This is a genomic window from Actinomyces sp. Marseille-P3109 (assembly GCF_900323545.1).
Classification (GTDB): Bacteria; Actinomycetota; Actinomycetes; order Actinomycetales; family Actinomycetaceae; genus Actinomyces.
The window spans coordinates 2,857,212-2,881,868 of the sequence record NZ_OOHN01000008.1 but is presented as its reverse complement, the minus strand read 5'-3'; the positions used below and the strand labels follow the sequence as shown (position 1 = coordinate 2,881,868).

The 24,657-nt window shown below is 69.5% G+C and carries 19 protein-coding genes and 1 tRNA gene; 12 read left to right on the top strand and 8 right to left on the bottom strand.

Annotated elements, in window-relative coordinates; genetic code table 11:
* Nucleotides 1-64 precede the first annotated feature (64 nt).
* Nucleotides 65-1,531 carry a hypothetical protein gene (locus BQ8008_RS12405; protein WP_108834254.1) on the top strand — a complete coding sequence of 489 codons (1,467 nt, stop codon included), beginning with the start codon at nt 65-67 and terminating at the stop codon, nt 1,529-1,531.
* A 200-nt stretch (nt 1,532-1,731) separates the two neighbouring features.
* A complete protein-coding gene (locus tag BQ8008_RS12400) occupies nt 1,732-2,097 on the top strand; it encodes a WXG100 family type VII secretion target (protein ID WP_108834252.1) in 366 nt (121 codons plus the stop codon).
* Nucleotides 2,098-2,305: 208 nt separating this feature from the next.
* On the opposite strand, the gene groL is transcribed toward BQ8008_RS12400, so the two are convergent.
* Both groL and BQ8008_RS12390 read right to left on the bottom strand, forming a co-directional pair.
* Nucleotides 2,306-3,928: a chaperonin GroEL gene (gene groL / locus BQ8008_RS12395; protein WP_108834251.1), complete on the bottom strand. Its 1,623-nt coding sequence runs from the start codon at nt 3,926-3,928 to the stop codon at nt 2,306-2,308.
* Nucleotides 3,929-4,300: 372 nt separating this feature from the next.
* Nucleotides 4,301-4,945 carry a LytR C-terminal domain-containing protein gene (locus BQ8008_RS12390; protein WP_234415400.1) on the bottom strand — a complete coding sequence of 215 codons (645 nt, stop codon included), beginning with the start codon at nt 4,943-4,945 and terminating at the stop codon, nt 4,301-4,303.
* A gap of 123 nt (nt 4,946-5,068) precedes the next feature.
* Between BQ8008_RS12390 and BQ8008_RS12385 the strand changes: the two genes are divergently transcribed.
* Nucleotides 5,069-5,746 (top strand): uracil-DNA glycosylase, encoded by a 678-nt coding sequence (locus tag BQ8008_RS12385; protein ID WP_108834249.1) that lies wholly within the window; start codon nt 5,069-5,071, stop codon nt 5,744-5,746.
* 231 nt (nt 5,747-5,977) lie between these two features.
* Here the strand turns inward: BQ8008_RS12385 and BQ8008_RS12380 are convergent, their stop codons facing one another.
* Nucleotides 5,978-6,937: a DUF559 domain-containing protein gene (locus BQ8008_RS12380; protein WP_159086806.1), complete on the bottom strand. Its 960-nt coding sequence runs from the start codon at nt 6,935-6,937 to the stop codon at nt 5,978-5,980.
* A gap of 743 nt (nt 6,938-7,680) precedes the next feature.
* Here BQ8008_RS12380 and ispF point away from each other — a divergent pair.
* The 4 genes from ispF to BQ8008_RS12360 all read left to right on the top strand — a co-directional run bounded on the left by ispF (nt 7,681) and on the right by BQ8008_RS12360 (nt 12,662).
* Nucleotides 7,681-8,325 carry a 2-C-methyl-D-erythritol 2,4-cyclodiphosphate synthase gene (gene ispF / locus BQ8008_RS12375; protein WP_234415399.1) on the top strand — a complete coding sequence of 215 codons (645 nt, stop codon included), beginning with the start codon at nt 7,681-7,683 and terminating at the stop codon, nt 8,323-8,325.
* A 213-nt stretch (nt 8,326-8,538) separates the two neighbouring features.
* Entirely contained in the window at nt 8,539-10,200 is a 1,662-nt protein-coding gene (gene cysS, locus BQ8008_RS12370; RefSeq protein WP_108834971.1) for a cysteine--tRNA ligase, read from the top strand.
* 88 nt (nt 10,201-10,288) lie between these two features.
* Nucleotides 10,289-11,287 (top strand): 23S rRNA (guanosine(2251)-2'-O)-methyltransferase RlmB, encoded by a 999-nt coding sequence (gene rlmB, locus BQ8008_RS12365; protein WP_108834247.1) that lies wholly within the window; start codon nt 10,289-10,291, stop codon nt 11,285-11,287.
* Between the two features lie 133 nt (nt 11,288-11,420).
* Nucleotides 11,421-12,662 carry a hypothetical protein gene (locus tag BQ8008_RS12360; protein ID WP_108834246.1) on the top strand — a complete coding sequence of 414 codons (1,242 nt, stop codon included), beginning with the start codon at nt 11,421-11,423 and terminating at the stop codon, nt 12,660-12,662.
* Between the two features lie 23 nt (nt 12,663-12,685).
* On the opposite strand, the gene BQ8008_RS12355 is transcribed toward BQ8008_RS12360, so the two are convergent.
* Nucleotides 12,686-13,234, bottom strand: a complete 549-nt coding sequence (locus BQ8008_RS12355) for a TetR/AcrR family transcriptional regulator (protein WP_108834245.1) — start codon at nt 13,232-13,234, stop codon at nt 12,686-12,688.
* A gap of 102 nt (nt 13,235-13,336) precedes the next feature.
* On the opposite strand from BQ8008_RS12355, the gene BQ8008_RS12350 reads away from it, so the two are divergent.
* A complete protein-coding gene (locus tag BQ8008_RS12350) occupies nt 13,337-14,077 on the top strand; it encodes an SDR family oxidoreductase (protein WP_108834244.1) in 741 nt (246 codons plus the stop codon).
* 107 nt (nt 14,078-14,184) lie between these two features.
* On the opposite strand, the gene BQ8008_RS12345 is transcribed toward BQ8008_RS12350, so the two are convergent.
* On the bottom strand, nt 14,185-15,558 hold the full coding sequence (locus tag BQ8008_RS12345) for a DUF4032 domain-containing protein (protein WP_108834243.1): 1,374 nt from the start codon (nt 15,556-15,558) through the stop codon (nt 14,185-14,187).
* A 239-nt stretch (nt 15,559-15,797) separates the two neighbouring features.
* A complete protein-coding gene (locus BQ8008_RS12340; RefSeq protein ID WP_075248834.1) occupies nt 15,798-16,925 on the bottom strand; it encodes an ABC transporter ATP-binding protein in 1,128 nt (375 codons plus the stop codon).
* A 462-nt stretch (nt 16,926-17,387) separates the two neighbouring features.
* Between BQ8008_RS12340 and BQ8008_RS12335 the strand changes: the two genes are divergently transcribed.
* Nucleotides 17,388-19,448 (top strand): serine/threonine protein kinase, encoded by a 2,061-nt coding sequence (locus BQ8008_RS12335; protein WP_108834242.1) that lies wholly within the window; start codon nt 17,388-17,390, stop codon nt 19,446-19,448.
* Nucleotides 19,449-19,588: 140 nt separating this feature from the next.
* On the opposite strand, the gene BQ8008_RS12330 is transcribed toward BQ8008_RS12335, so the two are convergent.
* The gene (locus tag BQ8008_RS12330; protein ID WP_108834241.1) at nt 19,589-20,158 is read right to left on the bottom strand and encodes a DNA/RNA non-specific endonuclease; all 570 of its coding nucleotides are present in this window, start codon (nt 20,156-20,158) and stop codon (nt 19,589-19,591) included.
* A 342-nt stretch (nt 20,159-20,500) separates the two neighbouring features.
* Between BQ8008_RS12330 and BQ8008_RS12325 the strand changes: the two genes are divergently transcribed.
* The 3 genes from BQ8008_RS12325 (at nt 20,501) to BQ8008_RS12315 (ending at nt 22,979) form a co-directional block, all read left to right on the top strand.
* A complete protein-coding gene (locus BQ8008_RS12325) occupies nt 20,501-21,436 on the top strand; it encodes a thioredoxin domain-containing protein (RefSeq protein WP_108834240.1) in 936 nt (311 codons plus the stop codon).
* A 149-nt stretch (nt 21,437-21,585) separates the two neighbouring features.
* Nucleotides 21,586-21,661, top strand: a tRNA-Thr gene (locus BQ8008_RS12320).
* A gap of 79 nt (nt 21,662-21,740) precedes the next feature.
* Nucleotides 21,741-22,979 (top strand): methyltransferase domain-containing protein, encoded by a 1,239-nt coding sequence (locus BQ8008_RS12315; RefSeq protein WP_108834239.1) that lies wholly within the window; start codon nt 21,741-21,743, stop codon nt 22,977-22,979.
* A gap of 39 nt (nt 22,980-23,018) precedes the next feature.
* Here the strand turns inward: BQ8008_RS12315 and BQ8008_RS12310 are convergent, their stop codons facing one another.
* Nucleotides 23,019-24,383, bottom strand: a complete 1,365-nt coding sequence (locus BQ8008_RS12310) for a PAS domain-containing protein (protein ID WP_108834238.1) — start codon at nt 24,381-24,383, stop codon at nt 23,019-23,021.
* Between the last annotated feature and the right edge of the window lie 274 nt (nt 24,384-24,657).

Sequence of the window (24,657 nt, the reverse complement as noted above, 5' to 3'; positions counted from 1 at the left end):
CGACGTTGCGGCGAGGACAGTCCTACGATGGCACGCGTTCCATTTCCAACACGGAGACTGACCCATGGGTGTCATCGACGCACCGCAGTGGCTTCTTCCGGCCTTCACCCGCTCGGTGAAGGCGCTCGGCGCCACGCAGCCCCCAGAGGCGATCCGCTCCGCCGGCGAGCTCCTCATTGAGCGCTGGTCCACGCCGGACCGCCGCTTCCACAACCTTCGCCACCTCATCGACATGCTCGCGCGCGTCGACGAGCTGGCCGAGGAGTCGCACAACCCGGACATCATGCGGGTCGCCTGCTGGTACCACGGGTGCGTCTTCTCCGCCGACGCCGAGGAGGTCAGCCGCCGCAACGGCGGCGAGGACGAAACCGCCTCGGCGGCCTTCGCCGAGGCGGACCTGCGCCACCTGGACGTCCCGGCGGAGACGGTCAAGCGGGTGTGCTGCCTCATCGTCAACCTCAAGCGGCACATGCTCGACGAGCATGACATCGACGCCCAGGCGCTCATCGACGCCGACCTGGGGACCCTGTCCGTGGACCCACAGACCTATGCGGAGTACGTGCGCCTGCTGCGCGAGGAGTACTCCCACATCCCTCTGGAGGATTACCTGCGCGGGCGACTGATGATCGTCTCCCGGCTCCTGGACCGTGATCATCTCTTCCACTCGCCCCTCGGCCAACGCTGGGAGCATGCGGCTCGGGAGAACCTGTCCGCGGAGAAGCGGCGCCTGAGCGAGAAGCTCACCAAGCTCGCAGCCGAGCGCGGCGCGCAGAACGGGCAAGGCGACCCGGGGACGGCCGCGGACCTCGCCTCCCCGGCGGCGAGCACCACCTCCTCAGATCCCGAAGTCCTGGCGCCCACCTCAGTTGAGACTGGTCAGACCGGTCGGCCCGGTCCGGCGAGCGAGAGGCTCGACGACGTCGCCTCGATCGCCCCCCGTACTCCGCCCCTGGGTCTGCAGGCGCTCACTCCGACGAGCACACCTGCCACTCTTCCGGCCCAGGACGGTAACACGCTGCGCATCGACACCAACCTGAGAGCCCTGGTCACCTCGGCGACGACCCCGGCAGGAGCCGCGGAGCCGGTGCGAGGGGGCTCCGGGGCGACAGCCGTGTCACCAACTCCGCCGGCGTCACCGACGTCGCCAGCGTCGACGCCGTCCGCGTTGAGCGCGCCATCACCGCGCACTCCTGCCCGGGGGATCCCGGTCGCCGCGTCGACCTCCACCCATCAGACGGGCGAGATCCCCGCGGACCGTGGCGAGGCCCGGAACGACAAGGACGGTGAGGAGGCGATGTCGCACACGACCTCGATGGAGTCCTGCATCGCCGACCTCGACCTGCTGATGTGCTCGCGCAACCGTCCCGGTGACGCCGCCGACCGCCGCGCCCGGGTCCAGGCGGAGCGGGACAAGCTCGCCGAGAAGCTGCGGGCCAAGACCCAGGAGGCCAAGGAGCTGCGCGAGGCCCGCACCGGCGAGATCACCCCCATCACCGAGGAGATCATCGACGACGGCGCCGGGGACCTCTAGCTCCAGGACGTCTCATCGGCGTCTCATCCGCCTGAGCCAGAGCGGCCGCGGCTCCTCCGGGGCCACAGGCCGCCACCTGCAGGTCGTGTCCACAGGGCTGATTCCTCGCTCGGCGCGCATCTTGGGTCCGCCCCTACCGTGAGAGGCGCACAGTGCACACAGCACCGCCTTCGGGCCGCCTCTCACGAAAGGACCCAGACATGCCCACCTACTCCGTCGACACCGTGGCGGTGGCCGACACCGCCGCCCGAACCCGAACCCGCATCGCCACGATCCAGACCGAGGTCGACGCCATGCGGGGCGATATCGGCTTGCTGCAGTCCTGCTGGACGGGGACGGCCTCAGACTCCATGGCCACCTGCGCATCCGACTGGCACCTCACCCAGCTCCAGGTGCAGTCCAACCTCGACCAGATCAGCCTGGCCCTGGACAACGCCGCCGTCTGCTATGACGACGCCGAGACCACGAACCAGGGCCGTTTCGCCACCCCGACGCCGGCGCCGGCCACCGGGCCCGCACCCGCCCCGGCACCGGCCACGAGTCCCGGGCCCGTGGCCGGCTGGTAGGCCCGTTCATGACGACGTCATGGGGATCGACCACCTGCACTCGCGCCACGCTCCTCACGCCGTACTCGTTGCGGCGGGCGGCGTCAGCGCGCGCAAAGCGGCGGGCCGCCCCTCACGTACGTGAGAGACGGCCCGCCGCTGGTCCCGGGGCCCGGCCGGCGTCGCGGCCGGGCTACCTGGGGATGACTGGCTCGTGACGAGTCACGGATCAGTACATGCCGCCCATGTCGCCGGCGCCGCCCTCGGACGGAGCGGCCGGGGGCTCGGGCTTGTCGGCCACGACGGCCTCGGTGGTCAGGAACAGACCAGCGATGGAACCGGCGTTCTGCAGGGCGGAGCGGGTCACCTTGACCGGGTCGGCGATGCCGGCGGCCAGCAGGTTGACGTACTCGCCGGTGGCGGCGTTGAGGCCCTCACCGGTGGGCAGGTTGCGCACGCGGTCCACGACGACGCCGCCCTCGAAACCGGCGTTGACCGCGATCTGCTTGAGCGGGGCCTCCACGGCGACCTTGACGATCGCGGCACCGGTGGCCTCGTCGCCCGTGAGCTCGAGGGAGTCGAGGACCTCGGCGGCCTGGAGCAGGGCGACGCCACCACCGGCGACGATGCCCTCCTCGACGGCGGCCTTGGCGTTGCGCACGGCGTCCTCGATGCGGTGCTTGCGCTCCTTGAGCTCGACCTCGGTGGCGGCACCGGACTTGAGGACGGCCACGCCGCCGGCCAGCTTGGCCAGGCGCTCGGAGAGCTTCTCGCGGTCGTAGTCGGAGTCGGAGTTCTCGATCTCCAGGCGGATCTGGGCGGTGCGGGCGTCGATGGCGTCCTTGTCGCCAGCACCCTCGACCAGGGTGGTCTCGTCCTTGGTGACGACGACCTTACGGACCTGGCCCAGGTCCTCCAGGCTGGCGTTCTCGAGCTTGAGGCCGACGGTCTCGGAGATGACCGTGCCGCCGGTGAGGATCGCCATGTCCTGGAGCATCGCCTTGCGGCGGTCACCGAAGCCGGGGGCCTTGACGGCCACGGACTTGAAGGTGCCGCGGATGCGGTTGACGACGAGGGTGGCCAGGGCCTCGGCCTCGACGTCCTCGGCGATGATGGCCAGCGGCTTGCCGGTCTGCATGACCTTCTCCAGCAGCGGGAGCAGGTCCTTGACGTTGGAGATCTTGGACTCGACCAGCAGGACGTAGGAGTCCTCCAGGACGGCCTCCTGGCGGTCGGGGTCGGTGACGAAGTAGGGGGAGATGAAGCCCTTGTCGAAGCGCATACCCTCGGTGACCTCGAGCTCGAGGCCGAAGGTGTTGGACTCCTCGACGGTGACAACGCCCTCGTGGCCGACCTTCTCCAGGGCCTCGGCGATGAAGGCACCGATCTGCTCGTCGGCGGCGGAGATGGAGGCGGTGGCCGCGATCTCCTCCTGGGTCTCGACATCCTTGGCGTCGGCGAGCAGGCGCTCGACGACGGCCGTAACGGCCTTCTCGATGCCGCGGCGCACGGCGATCGGGTTGGCGCCGGCGGCGACGTTGCGCAGGCCCTCGCGCACCAGGGCCTGGGCCAGGACGGTGGCGGTGGTGGTGCCGTCGCCCGCGACGTCGTCGGTCTTCTTGGCGACCTCCTTGACGAGCTCGGCGCCGATCTTCTCGTAGGGCTCCTCGAGCTCGATCTCCTTGGCGATGGTCACGCCGTCGTTGGTGATCGTGGGAGCGCCCCACTTCTTGTCGAGCACGACGTTGCGGCCCTTAGGGCCCAGGGTGACCTTGACGGTGTCGGCGAGGGTGTTGAGGCCGCGCTCCATGCCGCGGCGGGCCTCCTCGTCGAAGGCGATGATCTTGGACATTGAGTTTCCTCCACTGCGTGGTAGGTGGCGGCCGGTTGGTGCCCGCGACGGACGGATCGGTCCCCGGGCGTTCACGTCACGCCCGACGCCGGTCCTCACGTTCCAGCCTGTGTGGACTTAGTGCATTCGTAGATGCGTTGTCACTCGAGGACCCCGAGTGCTAGCCGCAATGCTGGCACTCTCGGCCCTTGAGTGCAAGGCGCTCAGATCTGATTCGTACCGAATCCTCCGTCGGCGAAGCGATGTACAAGGAGCCGGCCCGCGATACGCGGGCCGGCTCCGTACGGGCTGCCGTGGCGGTGAGCGGTGCGCCGCAGCGAGAGTCAGGACCCGGAGGCGGTTGGGAGGCGCCGGTGACCTGCGGTCCCTGGGTTACGCCTTGTAGTCATCGCGCAGGATGACGACGATCGGGTTGGACTGCGCGTTCTCGGCGCTCTCCACCACGTTGGTGATCCCCAGCTTCCTGCCGATCTCCTCGGCGGCGGGACGGTTCTCCGGGGAGCTGAAGTAGATCGTCGACTTGGCCGGTTCCTCTCCCTCGTAGACCCCGGGGGTAACGCTCACCGCGGTGAAGCCCCCGTTGGTGAGCTTGTCACTGGCGCCCTTGGCCAGACCGCTGGTCGTCGTCCCGTTGGACACGGTGACCCCGGTGTTGAAGTCGACGTTGCCGGAGGCGCTGGCGGACGCACTGGCGCTGGGCTTGGCCGAGGAGTCGGCCGACTTGCCGTCGGCGGGTTTGGAGGCCTCGCCGGACTTCGCGCCCGAGCCCTGGCTCTTCCCGGCCTGTCCGCTCTGGGCGGGCTGGGCCGACGAGGCCGCGTCCGACGAGCCGCCTCCCGAGCCGTTGAGGAACAGCGTCACAGCGCCCCAGGCGAGCGCCGGGACAATGATGATGATGGCCAGCAGTGGCACCCAGCTGCGCCACCGAGGCACCTGAGCGCGGTGCACGCCCACGGGAACCGGACCTTCATCCTCGCCGACGTCGAACTCGTCCTCGGGGTAGTCATAGTTGCTCACACTCTCAAGATACCGGTCCGAGCGCAGTTCGTGGGTATTGATCACTACGTCCCGCTCACAGAACCGGCGCATCGGGCCGGCAAGATCCTGCAAAGGCCGACGGCGGGCCGTTAGGCTCGCAGCGTGACAACCGCCAAGCCCCTCACCGAGCTCATCGACCCCTCCTGGGCACGCGCCCTGGCCCCCGTGGAGCCCATGATCCATGAGATCGGGGAGCGCCTGCGCGAGGAGGTGGCCTCCGGCGCCGGGTACCTCCCGGCGGGAACGGACGTGCTGCGCGCCTTCACCTACCCGATGGACGATGTGCGCGTCCTGATCGTCGGTCAGGACCCCTACCCCACGCCGGGTCACCCCATGGGCCTGAGTTTCTCCGTGGCTCCCGGCGTGCGGCCTCCGCGCAGCCTGGAGAACATCTTCCGAGAGCTGGTCAGCGACCTGGGCGTGCCCCAGCCGACGTCGGGCGACCTGACGCCGTGGTCCCAGCAGGGAGTCATGCTGCTCAACCGGGTTCTCACTGTTCGGCCCGGGGCGCCGGCCTCGCACAAGGGCTGGGGGTGGGAGAAGGTGACGCAGCGCGCGATCGAGGCCCTGGTTCAGCGCGGCGGCCCGCTCGTGGCGATCCTGTGGGGGCGCCCGGCGCAGTCACTGACCCCGATGCTGGGGCAGACGCCGATCATCGCCTCGCCTCACCCGTCCCCGCTGTCCGCCTCGCGCGGGTTCTTCGGCTCACGCCCCTTCAGCCGCGCCAACACGATCCTCACCGAGATGGGGGCGACCCCCGTCGACTGGCGCCTGCCCTGAGGCGGCGCCCGGGTCAGCCCGGCCGCTTCAGCCCCTTTACCGCCGCCGAGCCCCACCACCGCCCTCCCCCAGTAGCACCCCACCCTCGTGCAGTACGCGGTCCACCTGGCCGATCTCACGGCGATCCCTGAATCAGCAGCCTCCATCAGGCGGCCCGCAGCCCCTTTTCCTGTTTCCCGGAACATACGCCCAACGGCCGACGACGATCGCCCTCACCTCACGGAACAAGCCTCAGCCTGCTCCTCGGGGAAGCCGCCGCCCCAGCAACGAGGCCTCACGCAGGCCCTCCTCCAGCCGCATCCCCGTCCATGCCAGCCCTTGCCGGGGCCGTAGGCGTGCGACCTGATCCGGCGGGAACCTGGTGAGGATCGTCCTGCTGAGCCCGTCGGGCCGCATCAGATCACCGTAGGACACGCGCAGCACCGTCCACCCCTGCGCCTCGATCGAGTCCTGGCGCCGCTTCTCCTTCCACAGGTCCTCGGAGCCCTGGTACTTCTTCCTGCCGTCGGCCTCCAGGACGAGTCTCCGCCTAGGCCAGCACAGATCCACCCACCAGCGTCCCTCGGGAGCGTCGATGGGGTACTGCACCTGCGGGATCGGCAGCCCCAGGACGAGGACCAGCCACCGCACCGCACTCTCAAGCGCGGACTCGGCGAACGGCGTCGCCAGGCCAAGCACTGCCCGAGCCTGAGCCACCCCGCGGCGCCTCGGTTCACGCTCGAGCATGTGTGCCCATTCCTGTCTTACTCGCGCAATCGCCGGAGCGCACAGCTCGGGCCTCTCCCGGTTCGGCTGGCAGCAGCGGCGCAGCACGGAGTCGGCGATGGACAGCGCATTGTGCGCGGGCTCGTCGAAGGCGCAGTCGTAGGCCGTGCGCACCGCCGTCGTCGTCACCGTCTGTCCTACGGACGCGACCTCTTCCGGTTTCAACACGAGGCGTCGTCGCCACAGGGTGATGTCCCGGCAAGGAGAGGACTCCGAGGAGCCCTCTGGGACCGGAACGGGCGTGCCACGGGCCGGAATCCAGATGCGGGGCAGAACGGTGTGGACCTGCACCGGAGTACTGGACACCGCGAGGTAGACGTCAGGCTCCGGGGAGAACATGTCGAGATCAAGCGCCAGGGCCGCTGAGGTGTGAGACAGATAGGCCGTGGAGAACTGGCTGCGCTGGGCAACCACGGCCCGCGCCAACGACAGGGTGTAACGGTGCTGCCAGCGCTCAGCATGAGGATCCGGCAACCAGTAGTGACCACGCGCCAGGCGGATCCAGGCAAGAGAAGGAAGACAGCATCCACGGGAGCGGCGCGATGTATGAAGCAGGCGTGGGCGCAGATCTGGGGCAGAGCCGGGGGACGATGATCGTGGTGTCATACCTCAAGGCTGCGCACTGCGACGTCGTCGGGCACCCGCTGCGATGAGCCCTGTGGATTGAGCGCGCGTTTCCGCACCTGTGGTCCCGCACCGGGCCCGAAACTCCGCACTCCACGAGGGTCGGGGCGTACTGGCCAGAAGTTGTCCACACGTGCTGTCTCATGGCTTCTGAGGACTTCGGGTGTCATGACATCCGAGACGCGGGCGGAGCGGGTTGCCCGGGCGTGAGAGTCGCCAGACGTCTTGTCGGAAAAGGGGCTCCCTTGATCGGTCGCTGAAGGGGCGCGCATAGTCGCCCTGGTGTCACCCAGCGCGTACTGCACGAGGGTGGGGTGCCACTGGCCGAAAGTCGGGTGTACTCCACGAAGGTCCGGGGCTCGTGCAGTACGGACAACCCCTGGCCAGTACACCCCCACCCTCGTGCAGTGCACGCCCCTTCAGCCCGACACCGGGGCAGTCGGCGACATCGAACCGCATCCGACCGCCAGCGCAGCGGCCCGGCCGACGGCGGCCGGGGCCCCGTCCACGGGATCACGCCCGCAGACATCTGGTAGACACGGCCCATGCCCGAACACCAGCCAGACCAGTCAGAACCCTCCGCCCAGCCCGCTCACACCGAACCCGTCGACGCCGCGCCCACCTCCTCCCGCTCCCGGGCGCGCCACGCCGCCGGCCCGGCCACGATCGACCTGGACCAGATCGCCCAGTACCTGCCTCGCACCGGCATCGGCACCGACGTGCACGCCTTCGCCACCACCGACTCCGGTGCCCCCATGCATCTGGCCTGTCTGGAGTGGCCGGGCGAGGTGGGCCTGGCCGGGCACTCCGACGGCGACGTCGTCGCCCACGCCTGCTGCGACGCCCTGTTCTCGGCCGCAGGGCTGGGCGACATGGGCTCGAACTTCGGCACCGCCGAGCCGCAGTGGAAGGGCGCCTCGGGGGCCACGCTCCTGGGTGAGGCCGCCCGCCGCGTGCGTGAGGCCGGCTTCGAGATCGGCAACATCGCCGTCCAGCTCGTGGGCGAGCGCCCGCGCGTGGCCGCCCGCTCCGCCGAGGCCTCCCGAGCCCTGTCCGAGGCCGCCTCAGCCCGAGTCTCCTTCACCGCCACCACCACCGACCACCTGGGCTTCCTGGGCCGCACCGAGGGCCTGCTCGCCATCGCCACCGCCCTGGTCTACCCGGTACCGGGGGCTGCCGGCCGCAGCTGAGCCACCGGAGACGCTCGCACTCGCCCCCTGCGGCTCGCTTTCTGCTGCGGGGGCTCAGGCACCCGGCCCTCAGGTCCGATCGCGAGGAGATGACGGCCCCACGCGCGCCGCACGAGCGTCCCGCCCTCTTACAACAGGACCTGGTGCGAGCCTCGGGGACAGCCACTGCCGCCTGGTGGACACCGGTGGCCGGCGGCCAGGTAGCCTGTGCCCGTGAGCACCACACCCACTGAGCCCACTCAGTCCGACGCGTCTGCCGAGCCCGCCGCACCCCCGCAGTCCCCAGCGGCAGCCACCGTGCCCTCAGCGTCCCTCACACCCGCGGGCGCACCTGCCGAGTTGGCCCTCAGCCTGTACGACTCCGCCGCCCGCGCAGTCGTGCCGCTAGCCCCCACGGCCACCCCCGGCCTGGTGACGATCTACCTGTGTGGTGCCACCGTCCAGGGCTCGCCCCACATCGGCCACATGCGCAGCGGCATCGCCTTCGACGTCCTGCGTCGCTGGCTGGAGCGCAGTGGCCAGGAGGTCCGTCTCATCCGCAACGTCACGGACATCGACGACAAGATCCTCACCAAGTCGGCCGCCGCCCAGCCGCCGGAGCCGTGGTGGGCCTGGGCCCAGCGCTTCGAGCGGGAGTTCGACGCCGCCTATCGCGCCCTGGGCGTGGTGGCGCCCACCTACGAGCCGCGCGCCACCGGCCACATCCCCGAGATGATCGACCTGGTCCAGCGCCTCCTGGATGCCGGCCACGCCTACATCGGCGAGTCCGGCAACGTCTACTACGACGTGCGATCCCTGCCCGGCTACGGCTCGCTCACCAACCAGCGCCTGGAGGACCTGGCCACCACCGAGGACGAGTCCCAGCTGGACGACGACGTCGAGGCCGACAAGCGCGACCCGCGCGACTTCGCCCTGTGGAAGGCCGCCAAGCCCACCGAGCCGGCCGACGCCGCCTGGGACGCCCCCTGGGGCCGGGGCCGGCCCGGCTGGCACCTGGAGTGCTCGGCCATGTCGCGCCGCTACCTGGGCGAGACCTTCGACATCCACGGCGGCGGCATCGACCTGCGCTTCCCGCACCACGAGAACGAGCAGGCCCAGTCCCACGGCGCCGGCTGGGGCTTCGCGCGCCACTGGGTCCACAACGCCTGGGTGACCATCAAGGGCGAGAAGATGAGCAAGTCGCTGGGCAACTCCCTGGTGGTGGCCGAGCTGCTCAAGCGCTACGACGCCGCCGTGCTGCGCCTGGCCCTGGGTACCGTCCACCACCGCTCCACCGTGGAGTTCTCCGAGGAGACCCTGGCCGATGCCGAGGCCCTGTGGGAGCGCCTGTCCGGCGCGATCCTGCGGGCCTACGAGCTCACCGGCTCCCAGCCCGACGACGCGGCCGCCGGTTCTCACGAGGCCACCCCTCACCCCGTCGACGCCCCCGCCGAGCAGGTGCGCGCCCGGGCCCTGCCGACTGAGTTCACCGCCGCCATGGATGAGGATCTCAACCTGGCCGGCGCCATGGCGGTCGTCCATGCCACCCTCAAGGCCCTCAACGTGACCCTCGCCAAGGCCGAGGCCGGGCCGAGCGCCGACCAGCGCGAGGCGGTGATCGGTCTGGCCCTGGACCTGCGCTCCCAGCTCGACGTCCTGGGCCTGGACCCACTGGCCGAGCCCTGGCGCACCGGTGTCCTCGACGGCCTCGGCTCCTCCCAGGGCGGCGCCGCCATGGAGACCCTCGACCGGCTCATCCAGCACGACCTCGACGAGCGGGCCCAGGCCCGCGCCGCCAAGGACTGGCCGCGTGCCGACGCCCTGCGTGACAAGCTGACCCAGGCGGGCGTCGTCGTCGAGGACTCGCCCTCAGGCGCCCGCTGGCACCTGGCCTGAGCGATCCGCCGCGCCGCCGCTGCCCGCCGCCTCGCGGCGCGCTTCTCTTCTGAACACACTCGTCACCACCACGAACAGGAGGCCCCGGATGCCCGGAAACGAGCAGTACCCTGGCGCCAAGCGCCGCCCCGGCGCGAAGAAGGGGCCCACGAAGGGCTCCGGCGGCCAGCGCCGCAAGGGCCTGGAGGGCAAGGGCCCCACCCCGCGCGCCGAGAACCGCGTCGGCCACCCCAAGGCTCGGGCGAAGGCCCGCGCCGAGGCTCGCGCCGCCCAGCCCACGCGGGCCAAGCAGCTCGAGAAGCTCAAGCGCCGCTTCGACGTGCCCGAGGACCACGAGATCCTGTGCGGGCGCAACGCGGTGGCCGAGGCCGCCCACGCCTCGGTGCCCATCACGAGGGTCTTCATGGCGGTCTCCGCCCAGTTCGACGAGCGCCTGGGCGCCGTCGTGCGCCGGGCCGCCCTGCTGGGCGCGCCGGTGCTGGAGACCACCAAGCTGGACCTGGACGCCCTGACCGACTCCGCCGCCCACCAGGGCGTGGCCATCGAGGTGCCCGCCTACGAGTACACCACCGCCCGCGACCTGCTGGAGCGCGCCCGCTCACTGGGCCGCACGCCGCTGCTCGTGGCCCTGGACCAGGTGACCGACCCTCACAACCTCGGCGCGGTCCTGCGCAGCGCCGGGGCCTTCGGGGCCGACGGCGTCATCATCCCCGAGCGGCGCTCGGTGGGCGTCAACGCCACCGTCTGGAAGGTCTCGGCCGGTGCCGCCGCCCGGGTGCGCGTGGCTCGCGAGACGAACCTCGTGCGCACCCTGGAGCAGCTGAAGAAGGAGGGCTGCTTCGTCGCCGGCCTGGACGGTTCGGGCAGCACCGCCATCGAGGACCTCACCCTGGCCGACTCCCCTCTGGTACTCGTCACCGGTGCGGAGGGCTCTGGCCTGTCCCGCCTGGTGCGCGAGACCTGCGACGTGCTGGCCTCGGTGCCGATCAGCCGCAGCGTGGAGTCCCTCAACGCCGCCGTGGCCACGGGCATCAGTCTCTACGAGGTCGACCGCCTGCGGCGCAGGGCCGCCGGCGGTGACAGCTGACCCGGCCTGCCTATCAGGCCCGGTCCTGAGCCGGCCGCTCCGGCTGCCCCGGTCGAAAGCGTCCGGTTTACACTTCCCCATGACGGCCCCGTTGCTGACACAATGGGCCGCATCCGATCCACAGGAGGTCCCCATGGCCCAGGACGCTTCACAGCGCTGGAACCGCACCGATGGCGTGCTCATCGCGCCGGGCACGACGCCGGAGGCGGTCGCCGACGCCTTTGCCTCGCGCGGGGTGGTCGTGCGCCTGGAGTGGTTCCCGGCCACCACCCACCTGCTCAGCCTCACCCTCATGACCGACGTCGAGGGCCGGGTCGCGGTGACGCCGCCCTCGCGCGGGGGCGTCGTGCCCGGCCCGCGCGTCAGTGAGCTCGTGGAGTCCCTGGCCCGGGAGTTCACCGCCGACGTCGCCGTGGGCCCGGCCACCTTCAACGCCCTGCCCGACGACGTCGAGCTGCCCTCGATCTCCAGCCACGGATCGGCCAGCGCCCGTACCGTGGTGGTCTCTCCGATGAGCGCCTACATGGTTCCCCTGCAGGCCACGCTGCTGGAGCGGCCGCTGGCGGTGGCCTCGGCGCCGAGCCTGGACCGCCGCATCGTCATGTACTCCGGAGAGGGCACGGACCTGGGCACCTTCGGTTGGGACGAGGAGTCCCTGCCGGCCCTGGTGCTGACCTCCGACGCCGAGGACATGTCGATTCGCGCCATCCCCACCGGGGACCCGGAGGACGACGCCGTCTTCTCCTGGGGCATGACGTCGCGCTACGTGTGGGGCGGGGTCAACGAGCCCGGCCCGGCTCTGAGGTCCTTGGTCGACGAGCTCCTGGCGGACCTGACCGACGCCTCGGGGATCGTCGACGCCGTCCCGGGCGCCGACCTGGAGGCGGCGACCGCCGCCATCGTCCAGCCCGGCATCGACGGTTTCGCCGCCATGCTGGAGGCCCTGGGCCTGCCCGACTGGGTGCTGGCGGTCCTTACCGGTCGCCTGGCCCCGGTCGAGGTCCCCGGCGTCGTCGTGCACGAGCCGCGCGGGCTGTCCAACGCCGTGGGCCGCAGTGTGGGCCTGCTGCTGGCCGACCCCTCCACCCCGGGTTCGGCCTTCTGGCAGGGCTACGTGCGCACTGTGACTGACAAGCCGTGGGCGGTGCGGGGCGCCGCGCTCATGGAGGCCGGCCTGGGCGGCGCGCTGCTGGGGGCCGCTGTGCGCCGTCGTCGCTCGACCGGGAGCCTTCCGGGCGGGGTGGCGGCCGTGGGCGCCTTCCTGCTGGTGGACGCCATCACCGAGGTCTCGTTGGCCTCCTGGACGCGTCACCGTGAGCTGCGCCGTCGGGCTGATGAGGAGATGGCCCTGGTCGCCGAGGAGCTCGGCGCCTGAGAGCGCTGTAGCACAGGGGCCGGTTAGCTGAGCCCCTTGAGGTAGGCCCTCAGCACGTCCCGTGCGTCCACGGGGGCCGCCTTGGCCGCCTGATACATGAGGAGGGCGTCCACCAGGCCCACCAGGTCGGAGGCGCGGGCGCTCGCGCCGGCGATGCCCGCAGCCGTGAGGATTCGTTCAGCCAGACGCGTCAAGGGCGGCCTGACCGGTGCTTCCGCCGTCAGCAGCTTCCGGAGCTCGATGTCGTCACGCAGCTCGAACAGGAGCGCGCCGCGCGCCGCCTGGGCATCGGCGCGTCGCGCCATATGCGTCAGAATGCCGACGACGATGTCAGCCGCCTCCTGCCGGCTGACAGATGAGGGAATCTCGATGTCGTCGATGTCGGCCTGCGAGCCCTCGGAGAGACGGTTGACCACGAGTGCGAGCAGATCGCGGCGAGTGCGGGCGTAGTAGGAGGTCGACCCACGCGCCAGCCCCGCCTCGGTATCAACCTGCAAATGGGTCAGGGCGTGCACCCCGTCACGGGCGATGAGCCTGACCCCGGCGTCACCGATCTGCTCCTTGCGGCCCATGCTGCCTGCTCCTTGCGTTCCAGCCGTCAATATCTCTACGATCATAGAGCACTCTACGATCGTAGAGATTCGCGAGGACGGCAACTCGGAGGAGGTCATGCAGTGAAGGTGGCAGTTGTTGGGGGCGGCGCCTCCGGTGAGGCGATGAAGCGGGCGCTACAGGCGGCCGGGGCACAGGCGACCCTGCACTCGCGACGCACCGGTTTCGATGTTCTGAGAGACGATGCGGCCGCCGAGCTGTCCGGAGCGGACGCCATCGTGGAGGCGACCGGCAGGTTCACCACCAGCAGGAGGGTCGCCACCGAGTTCTTCACACGTTCGACCCGCGCCGTTTCTGCGGCGGCGAATACTCTGGGTGCCAAGCACGTCCTGCTCTCGATCGTCGGCTGCGACCTTCCCCAGGTGCAGGGATACGGCTACTTCGCGGGCAAGAGTGCGCAGGAGCGGATTGCCCGCGAGTCAAGTAGCCGCCTGTCGCTGGTTCGATCGACCCAGTGGTTCGAGTTCGCCGAGCAGAACATGAAACGTATGCGCTATGGCCCCATCTCGCTGGTTCCCTCGATGAGGATGCGGCCGGTCAGTCTCGACGCCGTTGCCGAGGCGGTCGCACAGGTCGCCTTAAGCGAGTTCGATGACCAGACCTGCCAGATCGCAGGCCCGCATGTCATGACGCTGTGGGAGATGACCGCTCAGTTGCCGAACCTCATTGCGAGGCCGGTCCCCCTGGTGGTTCCCACCGACTGGGGACTCGCCTTCCGTCGTGGCGCACTGGTTCCCGGCGACGATGTCCCTTCAACGGGCCCCACCTACGAGCAGTGGCTGCAGGAGCGGCATCCCCTGTGATCGACGGAATCGACGGCGGGGGCGTGCGCATCTGACAGGCAGCAGCGTGCTGATCGAGCGCCACCGGCGCCGACAACGCCCGCGCAACGCACAGTCTGCGGCGCGCCCTACTCTCCCTTGAACTTCATGCCGGCGGTGAATCCGTAGGGGTTGACCTCATAGTCGGCCAGTGTCTGCTCATCGAGGGCGGCGAATTCGGCGTCGTCCTCGGGCAGCTGCTCCTCGACGTCGTCGAAGACGATCGCCTCCATCTCCTGGGTGTCCCCCATCCCGAGGTAGGCCCGCTCGTCGCGGTGCTGGGGCAGGACCGTGGCCACGTAGTCATCCACCGCCTCACGGGTGGTGACGTAGCGGTTCTGCGCCTCAGACATGTACCAGCGGTGCTCGAGGATCTCGTGGAAGATCTCGGCAGGCTCGAGCTTGCGACGCATCTCGATGGGAACGGAGTGGATGGTGGGCTCGAAGACCTCCGCCAGCCAGGCGTGGGCCACGAGCTCGATGGGGTCGTCGCTGCGCCCGGACATGGCCCGGTAGGCCTCCAGGTCGTTGAGCATGCGCTGGCCCTGGCGCTCCTGGACGTCCAGCCCGGTCAGCCGCATCACCTGCCGGTGGTAGTGGCCGGCGTCGACCACCTTGGGCTGGATGGTGATGTGCTCCCCTTGAGAGTCGGTGTTCATGGTGAGCTCGGCGACGTCGTAGCCCATCTCGTTGAGCTTCTGGACGCGGCGGCGCAGGCGCCAGCGCTCGTCCATGGAGAAGGACTCCTCAGCGGTGAGGACGTCCCACAGCTCGGTGTAGCGGCTGACGATCCGGTCCCCGACCTCAATGGTGTCGACGCTCGGCTCCAGCAGGGCGCCGGCCTGCAGGTCCATGAGCTCACCGATGATGTTGGTGCGGGCCACGTCGATGTCGTAGAGACGCTTGCCCTCGGTGAGCCCCTCGGGGTGGAGCTCACCGGTCTCGGCATCCACGAGGTAGGCGGCGAAGGCACCGGCGTCCCGGCGGAAGAGCGTGTTGGACAGCGACACGTCCCCCCAGTAGAAGCCCAGCAGGTGCAGGCGCACCAGCAGCACGGCGAGCGCGTCGATGAGCCGGGTGGCGGTCTCGGGCCGCATGTACTGGCTGAACAGCGCCCGGTAGGGCAGGGAGTAGGACAGGTGCTCGGTGATGAGTACCGAGTTGAGCTCTTCCCCCTCCAGGCTGCGCCGACCGGTGATGACCGCCGTCGGATGCACACAGGGCGCCCCCAGGCGGACCAGGTCACGCAGGAGCTCGTACTCGTGGTGCGCTACGGTCTCGCCAATCTCCTTGACCGCGATGACACGCTCGGAGAGGTTGACGAAGCGCACGATGTGGCGGGACAGACCACGGGGCAGCGCGGCGAGGACGTCGGTGGGCCAGTCCTCCAGCGCCGTCTCCCAAGGGAGGTCAAGCAGCGCCGGGTCAATCGTCGCTGCCGTGATCTTCATGGACTGGGGCATAACTTTATTCTTTCAGGCCAAGGCCCTCTTCGCCTTTCGAGGCGTGAGCAGCAGCCCACACCCTCCCGGCGTCGAGAGCGATCCAGGTATCACCGTGCGGCGGCCGTATCCGATCCGGCGCCCGACGGCACCGGTACCACGTCCTGGTCCGCCCGGCCCGGCCGTCCTGGCTCCACCTCGGCGAACGCGACGACGGCGCCGCCCCGCGGAGGGGAACGGCGCCGTCGTCGTCAGCATCCTCAGGCAGGCAGGCGCTTGCCGGTGGAGGCGGAGAAGATGTGCTCCTGACCGGGGCGGATCCGCACGTAGACGGTCTCACCCGGCTCGGGGGCGGTACGCGGAGGAACACGCACGATGATCTGGCTGGAGTCCTCACCGGAGCCGAGCTTGGCCTCGGAGTCCTCGGCACCCACGAGCTCGCCGTAGATGTAGGCGTCGGAGCCCAGCTCCTCGACGAAGGACAGGCGCACCGGGATGGAGTGCTCGTCCTGGGCGGAGACGACGTCGAGCGACTCGGGCCGGAACCCGATGGTCACCTTGCCGCCGTCCTCGGGGGTGATGGCGTCCAGGGTCGCCTTGGACAGCTGGATCTTGGCGGCACCGACGGTGGCGACGTCGCCCTTGACCGTGAACTGCCCCAGGTTCATGGCCGGCGAGCCGATGAAGCCGGCGACGAACTCGTTGGCGGGGTGGTCGTACATCTCGCGCGGGGTCCCGACCTGCTGGAGCACGCCGTCCTTGAGGACCGCAATGCGGTCACCCATGGTGAGGGCCTCGGTCTGGTCGTGGGTGACGTAGACCGTGGTGACGCCCAGCGAACGCTGGAGCGAGGCGATCTGGGTGCGGGTCTGGACACGGAGCTTGGCGTCCAGGTTGGACAGCGGCTCGTCCATGAGGAAGACCTTGGGCTTGCGCACGATGGCGCGCCCCATGGCTACACGCTGACGCTGACCACCGGAGAGCGCCTTGGGCTTGCGGTCCAGGTACTCGGTCAGGCCCAGGATCTTGGCGGCCTCACGCACGCGCTTGTCGATCTCGGCCTTGGGGGTGCCCGCGATCTTCAGGGCGAAGCCCATGTTGTCGTGGACGGTCATGTGCGGGTAGAGCGCGTAGTTCTGGAAGACCATGGCGATGTCACGGTCCTTGGGCTGAACGTCGGTGACGTCGCGATCACCAATAAGAATGCGACCGGCGTTGACATCCTCCAGGCCCGCGAGCATGCGCAGGGAGGTGGACTTACCGCAGCCGGAGGGGCCAACGAGCACGAGGAACTCGCCATCGGCGATCTCGAGGTTGAGAGCGTCAACACTGGGGCGGTCATTGCCCGGGTAAATGCGCGTGGCGTTCTCGAAAGTAACAGTTGCCATGGGTGGTGCTTCCCTTCACCGGCAGGTACGTGCCGGACGATCCGTCGTGAAAGGTGCCGATGCGTGTCCGCATTGACACGTACCGCGGTCAGCCGTTTGACCGTGGACGAGCTCATCTTGACACACGTTCCCCACTTTGACCAGCGATTCACAGAGAATTGTCAGGATGATCTTCCTCAGCAATGACGGCGAAAGACCGCTGTCGGGTCGGTGAGGCCTCAACCAGGGATCGTCGGACGCAGACGAGACCCCGATGAGGTCTGGGCAGAACTCATCGGAGCCTCGGCCGCCACCAAGGGGCGGATAGACCTCCCCACCCCCTCCGTCGGAAACGGACCGGACCACTGCCGGCAATGCGCCTCCAGCACTGGCTTTTCTCCCGCGACATGGCCCACAGTCGGGCGAAGAGCCCCACAGGGACGCGGCGCCCGCGAGCCGATATAGCCCGGTACTGTGGAGGCCATGACGCAGAACTTCGACGCGCACTCGGGCGAACCGGTCACCCTGAGCAAGTTGCGCGCTGGCACGCTGGTGGGAGGCTACCGGCTTCTGCGTCGCCTGGGCGCCGGAGGAATGGGTGTGGTCTGGGAGGCCACCGACGAGGGCGGCCGCCATGTGGCCATGAAGATCCTCCACCCCCAGATCGCCGCGGATCCCACGGCCCGGCGCCGCCTGGACCGCGAGGCCAGCGTCCTGGCCCGAGTGAGGGACACGCGCGTGGCCCGCATCCTGGACATCGAGACCGGGGACGGGTCGATGGGGGTCACCTTCGTCATCACCGAGCTCGTCGAGGGCCCCACCCTCCAGCACGAGGTGGAGCACGAGGGCGTCTATGACCTGACCACCGACGCCCGCGACCTGGCCGACCTGGCTCACGGGCTGGTCGACTCGCTGCGCGCGGTCCACGCCGCCGGCGTCATCCACCGCGATCTCAAGCCCTCCAACGTCATGCTCGGTGCACAGGGCCCGGTTCTCATCGACTTCGGCATCGCCCAGGTGGCCGACGACGTCCGCCTCACCCAGACCGGTCAGGTCACGGGGACACCGGGATTCATCCCCCCGGAGATGCTCGACGGCGGGGAGCCGACCGCCGACGTCGACTGGTACGCCTGCGCGGGCGTTCTCCTGTTCACCGTGACCGGGCTGGCGCCCTTCGGTTCGGGCGCATGGCAGGTGGTCTTCCGCCGCGTCTACGCGGGCACCCCGGAACTGGGCACCCTGGAGCAGGAGAGTCCGGCGCTGGCGAGGGCATTCACGGCGGCGCTCGCCCCGGAGGCGGAGGACCGGCTGGGCCCGGACGGCCTGCTGGAGGTCCTCGACGAGATCGCCGAGGGCGGCACCGGCCAGGAGGCCGTCGACCGGCTCCTGGGGCCAGAGGAGGAGGACGACTCTGAGGAGTCGGAGACGAGCACCAACACCTACGTCCCTGGCTACGGCGTCGCTCCGACGGGCTACGGCGTTCAGCAGAGTGCCGGCAGCTCGGCCTCGGCGTCTCCGGCCGCGTATGGCAGCCCCGTCTCTGCGGGCTCGGCCGCTGAGGGCGGGTACGGCTACGGCGCGCCGTCGGCATCCTCGGCGTCATCCGTCCAGCCCCCGCCCGCCATCCCTCCCCGGTCGTGGTACCAGAACGGCTCAGTGACGCCGGCAGGACCGGCACAGTCCATGCAGTACGGCGTTGGAGGACCCGCTCCTGTCACGCCATCGGGGCCCTACCCGCGGCCCGCGCCGTCCGGGCAGGTGCCCATGTTCCCCTACTCGGGGTACAACCCGACGGCGCCCCAGCCCGGTTACCCCCAGGCCGTTGCCCGCCCGGCGGCCATGCCGGCGACCGGCGGGATGACGGGGCCGACGATGGCCGGTGCCCAGCCTGCGCAGATCCACCGCTTCGCCCCGCCCACCCGCACGGGCGGCTTGCCCGAGTGGGCGCAGGAGCCGCAGCGCCACCCACGAGTGATGCTGGCCCTCTGGTTCGCAATGTCCGCCTTGGGGATCGTGAGGCCGGGATGGATGGTGATCTTTGCAGCGATTCTGGCGGTGATCGCCGGCACCGTCGGACGAGCCCAGGACGCCCGGCGCTGGAACCGACTCCAGCGCGGCTCCACCTCTCCGGCAGACAACTCTCGCATGTGGGCGGCGACCCCATGGTATTTGCTGCGCTCGATGCTGTCCGTTGGCTTCGCATTCCTTCTGAGTCTAGGAGTCGTGGCCGTCATCACCGTGACTTCCTACTCATCTGGAATTATTGAGAACGACTCTTCGATTCTCGGTTCTTTTCCGCCTCTTACTCGTTTCATCCTCCTTTTCCTGGTGGAGGTTGCCATCTACCTCCTCATTCTGTGGCTGGTTCCCTGGGGTGCAGCAACTCGGCGAGGTGGCGCACATATCGTGAACATGCTCGCCCCCGGCGATCGCAGTAGAAGACGCATGATGTTGGTATTACTTACCGTTGGCGTCATTGTGCTTATTTTGACCCTTGCAGGGGCTATGCCGAATCCCAACATGTCCCCGTTCGCAGGCAGTTAAGAATCGCGTGGACAGGTGGAGACAGGGGATGACAAAACGATCATCTGGTCAGCAGAAGAAGGGGTCCACCTCCGGCGCCCCTGGCAGCACCGTGCAGTAACCACCCGAAGACGCCACAGCCTCAGGCTCCAACACACCACTCACGCCAGCGAGTCACTCACCAGACCTGCCCGGCCCACCCGAACCAGACGACTCCTCATCCTGCCCGGCCTCAGCCTTCTCAGCCCTCTGACGAGCGCTATAGCGCTGTATTCAAAATCAACTTCGTCAAGGCCTTCTTCAGTTAGCCAGTCACGCAGCAATCCTTGGATCTTCACAAAGACCTGACACGCAGTTTCGTCAACGCCTACCATATCTCGTCGACCTCCAAGACCTCTCGCTTCTTCTGGCGGGTTCTCAAAACCCTTATGGTCAGGGACTCCGTCTGAATCAATCCATGTCACTTCGAATCCGTCGGGGACTCTTTCGGCGCCTGTGAGCTTGGAGGGATCCACGGGATCGGGGCACTCAAGCTCCACCACAATGGTGCCGTAGCCCTCTGGACTGGCCGCCATCTTCTGCTCAAGTCTGAGGTGCGAGTTGGACTCCTTCCCAACACGAGTCTGGTTCACCTCCTTCAGCATAGCCACCATATTGATCTGCTCCGGCGGCCCACCGAACTGGTCACCCATGAGATGCCCAACCTCATACCTCTTATCGGTACCAGACACCAGCTCACTACCGTACTTATTGATCCTTTTACCCTGGACAGGATGTAACCAGGCCTCGACCGGGCCACACGGCCTGATTCCGCCCGACTCCGCCTGGTTCCGCCTGAGCACCAGTCCCAGGCGCACACTTTTGGGAAGACGTCACAGGAACGTCAACAGCGCACCACAACGCCACCCACCTGCCCGACTGCCAACGACCGATGCGTCACAATCCGCCAGCGGCAGACGTCAGGCATGGTTTCGTACAGCATCGTCGGGCAGAATGACACCGCTACAGCCATGACTCGTTGACAGTTCGTCTTCTTCGCCGTCCGCTCGCCAACGCACCACAAGGAGCACCGAGTGTCCAGTAAACAGCCCCGCCAGTCCAAGGCCCAGCGCCGCGAGGCCGCACGCCTCAAGGCCAAGGAACTGAGGGAGGCCGAGGAGCGCCGTGCACACCGCAACGCGATCGCGCGCCGCAGCTTCATCGGGGCCACGGGGGTGGCCCTGGCCGGCGGCCTGGGCTACCTCGGTTACCTGGCTGTCAACCAGGGGAAGAAGGAGTTCCCCGCAGCGGGCAAGGGCCTGGCCACCGAGAAGGCGAACCAGAGCGGTGTTCCCAAGCAGGTCCTGGCGGACGCTTCCTGGACCTACGGCGACGGCAGCCAGCTGGACACCGTCGCTGCCTCCGCCCCCATCCTTGACATCTACTTCGACTACTCCTGCTCGCACTGCGCCCAGTTCGAGGGCATCCACACCGAGGAGATCAACCAGCTGCTGAGCGACAAGAAGATCACCCTGGCCCTCCACCCCTGCAAGATCCTCAAGCAGGACTGGACGAGCACGGTCATGAACGCCATGGGCGTGGTACTCGATGAGGCCCCGGCGCAGTCCCTGAGCTTCCACGGCTCCGCCTTCGAGATCCTCTCCCAGGTGCTGGAAACCAAGAACCAGAGCCTCTTGACCGTGGACAGCCTGGTCGCCGCCGCCACCAAGGTGGGTGTCCCCACCGAGGTGTCCGCCAAGTTCAAGGCCGCCGTCGACTCGAACAAGTACAAGAAGTGGGTCGAGCTCGGAGACAAGGCCTTCGCCGATAGGGACCTGAAGGGCACCCCGTCCGTCTTCTTCAAGGGAGAGCAGATCGACCTGAGCACGCTGCAGTCGCCGACCTCCCTGACCGAGCTGGTCACCGGGAGCACGCCGACGTCGCAGCCCTCCGAGCAGTCCACCCAGCAGCCGGCCGAGCAACCCGCTCAGAAGTCCACCGACCAGCCCGCTGAGCAGCAGCAGGGCTGAGCCGGACGCCTATCCCTCCCTGATCCAGCGCTGGTCCCGCGCGGCTCTCGGAGGCATCGGAGCAGACGCATCCTCCTCCCTGGTTTTCCGCCCCGGGGCGGTCTGTGCCAGACTGTTCTCCGCACCCGCGGCCGCCTTGCCGGCCGTACGCCGCTTTAGCTCAGTTGGTAGAGCAGCTGTCTTGTAAACAGCAGGTCGTCGGTTCGAGTCCGACAAGCGGCTCCACTCAGTGGCCGCAGCAGTCCGGGTCCTGGCGCTGCCGTCGCCTCGCTGACCGGCATCGAGCTCACCATCAGGAGGGGACATGTCGGGGACCGCACCGCAGGCGCCGTCGTGCATCCTCCACGAGGCCGGTACCTGCCGCTCCTGCCCCCACCTGGCCCTGCCGCTGCCGGACCAGCTGGCCGCCAAGCAGTCCCGAGTCGCCTCCCTGCTGGCCGCACGTGTCCCGACCGACCTGTGGGAGCCGCCGGCCGCGAGCGCCCCGGAGCGCTTCCGCAACAAGGCGAAGATGGCGGTGGCCGGAACCACGGCCCGCCCCACCCTGGGGATCCTCGACAGTGCCGGCCACGGCGTCGACCTGCGCACCTGCCCCCTGCACGTGCCGGCGATCGAGGCGGCCCTGCCAGTGCTGGCGGGCCTCATCACCGACCTGGGCCTGCGCCCCTACGACGTGCCCGCTCGCCGCGGCGAGCTCAAGCACGTCCTGGTGACCGCCTCGCCCGACGACGACCTCATGGTGCGGTTCGTCCTGCGCTCCCGGCGCCACCTGGACCAGCTGCGCGCTGCGCTGCCGGACCTGCGCCGGTCCCTGCCCCAGCTGGCGGTGGCCAGCGTCAACATCCAGGGCGTCCACCAGGCCGTCATCGAGGGGCCGGAGGAGATCGTCCTGACCGAGGAGAACCGGCTCCTCATGCGCCTGAGCCTGCCGGTCTTGAGGGCCGGCACGCCGGCCGTCCGGTGCGCCGACGGCGTCGAGCTGCCGCTCTACCTGCCGACCCGTTCCTTCTTCCAGACCAACACGGCCGTGGCCGAGGCGCTCTACGCCACCGCCCGCTCCTGGGCGGGGGAGTGCGAGCCGACTCGGGTGTGGGACCTGTTCTGCGGCGTCGGTGGGTTCGCCCTGGCCCTGGCCGCGCCGGGTCGCCGGGTGCTGGGGGTGGAGGTCTCGGCCTCGGCCATCGACGGAGCACGCGCGGCCTCCGCTCTCATGGGCCTGGACCCGGGGCTCGTGCGTTTCGAGGCCGGTGACGCCCGCGTCCTGGACCCGGGCGCCTCGGACGGTAGCACCGCCGGGGCCTTCGGGGCCGAGCGCCCGGATCTGCTCGTGGTCAACCCACCCCGGCGCGGGATCGGGGAGCAGTTGGCCGCTCGGATCGAAGCCTCCGGCGTGGGGCGGGTGCTCTACTCCTCCTGCAACCCCCGCACACTGGCCGCGGACCTGGCCCACCTGCCCTCGATGCGGGTGGTGCGCTCCCGCCTGTTCGACATGTTCCCCCACACCGACCACGCCGAGGTGCTCGTCGAGCTGGCCCGCGACTAGCCCGCGGGAACGCGGCCCGAGGCGGACTCCGGCGGCCGTCTACCCCAGCTCGTCCAGGGCGGCGCGCACGTCGGCCAGGCAGGTGTTGATGGCGTCTGCCTCGTAGGGGACCTCGAGGTCGCGCACGCGCACGGCCAGGTCGGCCAGGTCGCGGGCCTCGGCGAAGCCCTGACCGGCCAGGGTGCGGGCGGTGGCCACGGAATCGGCCTGGCCGGCCCCGGCGGCCGCGGCCACCTCGACCAGCTCCAGGATCGGCCCCTGGATGACGGCGAGGTCCTCGGCCACGAGGTCCAGCTCGCCGCCCACCAGCTCGCGACGCGCATCCAGCAGTGCCACGCGCTCGGTCAGGGTACTGGCGCCGTCGCTCAGCGCCGCGCACAGCTCGGTGAGGCTGCCGACGGCGTCGTTGGCGTCGACCTCGTCCTCACCCTCGATGACCTGGAGAGCGAAGAGCCCGGCGGCCAGGTTGTGCAGACGGGCCAGAGCGATGCGGAAGTTCACCGAGTCCAGGTCGCCGCGCAGCTCCTCGATCTGGCTGCGCAGCGGGTGGAGCTGCTCGGAGCACTCCAGGACCAGGGCGTCGACCCGCTGGCAGCGCTCGGCGACGTCGTCGGCCTGGGCCCCGCCCCCGAGGACCGCGACGTCCGCGCCGACGGCCCGCATGGCCTCGCGCAGGGCGCCCAGGCGGGCCGAGAGGGCCTCGATCTCGCCGGCCCGCCGCCCCAGGAGGTCGACGAGCCGCTGCCCCTCCTGGAGGATACCGACGAGCCCGGCGGTCTCGGCCTCGATCCGGCTCATGGCGGCCAGGATCCGGGCCACGGGGCCCTCGGCCTGCGGGCTGTCGGGGATGCCGACGCCGTGGTCCAGGAGCGCGCCGACCTCGGCGACCAGCACCCGGCGGGTGAAGTCGATGGCGTCGGCGTAGCCCAGAGCCCGCAGCTCGGCCTGGAGGGCGGCCTGTCCGGCGGCGGCCACCTCTCGGCGGGTGGAGCCGGCCGCTGCCGAGGCCTCCTCGACGTCGCGGACCCGGGCGTAGGCGGCCTCGACGTCGTCGCGCAGGTCGGTGAGCATCGGCAGCGTGCGCACGGACAGGTAGCCGGACCCGGAGGGAACGATCGTGGCGAAGACGCGATAGCGGCCGTCGTCGGAGGAGCGGTTGGTGATGTAGGCGCTGGCCGCCCGCCCCTCCTCGATGGCGTTCCAGATGCTGCGGAACAGGCCTGCGGGCATGTCCGGGTGCCGCACGACGTTGTGGGCCCGCCCCACCAGGGCGCCGCGCGGGTAGCCGGACAGGCGCATGAAGGTGGAGTTGGCGCGGCGGATGCGCCCTTGGGAGTCCGTGGTGGAGAAGAAGAGCTCGTCGGCGGTGAAGACGTGCTCGACGGGGGCGGCGGACTCGACCATGAGTGACCTTCCTTGAGAACGAGGCAGATGCGGGGCAGTTGCGAGGTAGGGACAGCGGTGCCTGCGGCGCTGTCGTAGGACCTTGGTCGGAAGCCTACTCGCGGACCGGTCTCGAGGCGGCCGATCCCGGCGGGGCGACGCATCACACGTGATCCGGCAGGATTCTGCTGATCGAGTGGTCACGGGCGGCCGTCTGGCAGTGGTAGGCCGGCGGCTGGTCGGGCACGTCCGGTGAGGTCTCCCCGTGCCTGACCACATCCAAGTCCCTGACAGC

What these genes read in the sequence shown, in the direction of transcription:
- BQ8008_RS12360 (WP_108834246.1), top strand. Translation starts at nt 11,421, where the DNA reads ATGGCCCAGGACGCTTCACAGCGCTGGAACCGCACCGATGGCGTGCTC.
- BQ8008_RS12335 (WP_108834242.1), top strand. Translation starts at nt 17,388, where the DNA reads ATGACGCAGAACTTCGACGCGCACTCGGGCGAACCGGTCACCCTGAGC.
- BQ8008_RS12405 (WP_108834254.1), top strand. Translation starts at nt 65, where the DNA reads ATGGGTGTCATCGACGCACCGCAGTGGCTTCTTCCGGCCTTCACCCGC.
- BQ8008_RS12315 (WP_108834239.1), top strand. Translation starts at nt 21,741, where the DNA reads ATGTCGGGGACCGCACCGCAGGCGCCGTCGTGCATCCTCCACGAGGCC.
- BQ8008_RS12340 (WP_075248834.1), bottom strand. Translation starts at nt 16,925, where the DNA reads ATGGCAACTGTTACTTTCGAGAACGCCACGCGCATTTACCCGGGCAAT.
- rlmB (WP_108834247.1), top strand. Translation starts at nt 10,289, where the DNA reads ATGCCCGGAAACGAGCAGTACCCTGGCGCCAAGCGCCGCCCCGGCGCG.
- groL (WP_108834251.1), bottom strand. Translation starts at nt 3,928, where the DNA reads ATGTCCAAGATCATCGCCTTCGACGAGGAGGCCCGCCGCGGCATGGAG.
- ispF (WP_234415399.1), top strand. Translation starts at nt 7,681, where the DNA reads ATGCCCGAACACCAGCCAGACCAGTCAGAACCCTCCGCCCAGCCCGCT.
- BQ8008_RS12345 (WP_108834243.1), bottom strand. Translation starts at nt 15,558, where the DNA reads ATGCCCCAGTCCATGAAGATCACGGCAGCGACGATTGACCCGGCGCTG.
- BQ8008_RS12310 (WP_108834238.1), bottom strand. Translation starts at nt 24,383, where the DNA reads ATGGTCGAGTCCGCCGCCCCCGTCGAGCACGTCTTCACCGCCGACGAG.
- BQ8008_RS12400 (WP_108834252.1), top strand. Translation starts at nt 1,732, where the DNA reads ATGCCCACCTACTCCGTCGACACCGTGGCGGTGGCCGACACCGCCGCC.
- BQ8008_RS12355 (WP_108834245.1), bottom strand. Translation starts at nt 13,234, where the DNA reads ATGGGCCGCAAGGAGCAGATCGGTGACGCCGGGGTCAGGCTCATCGCC.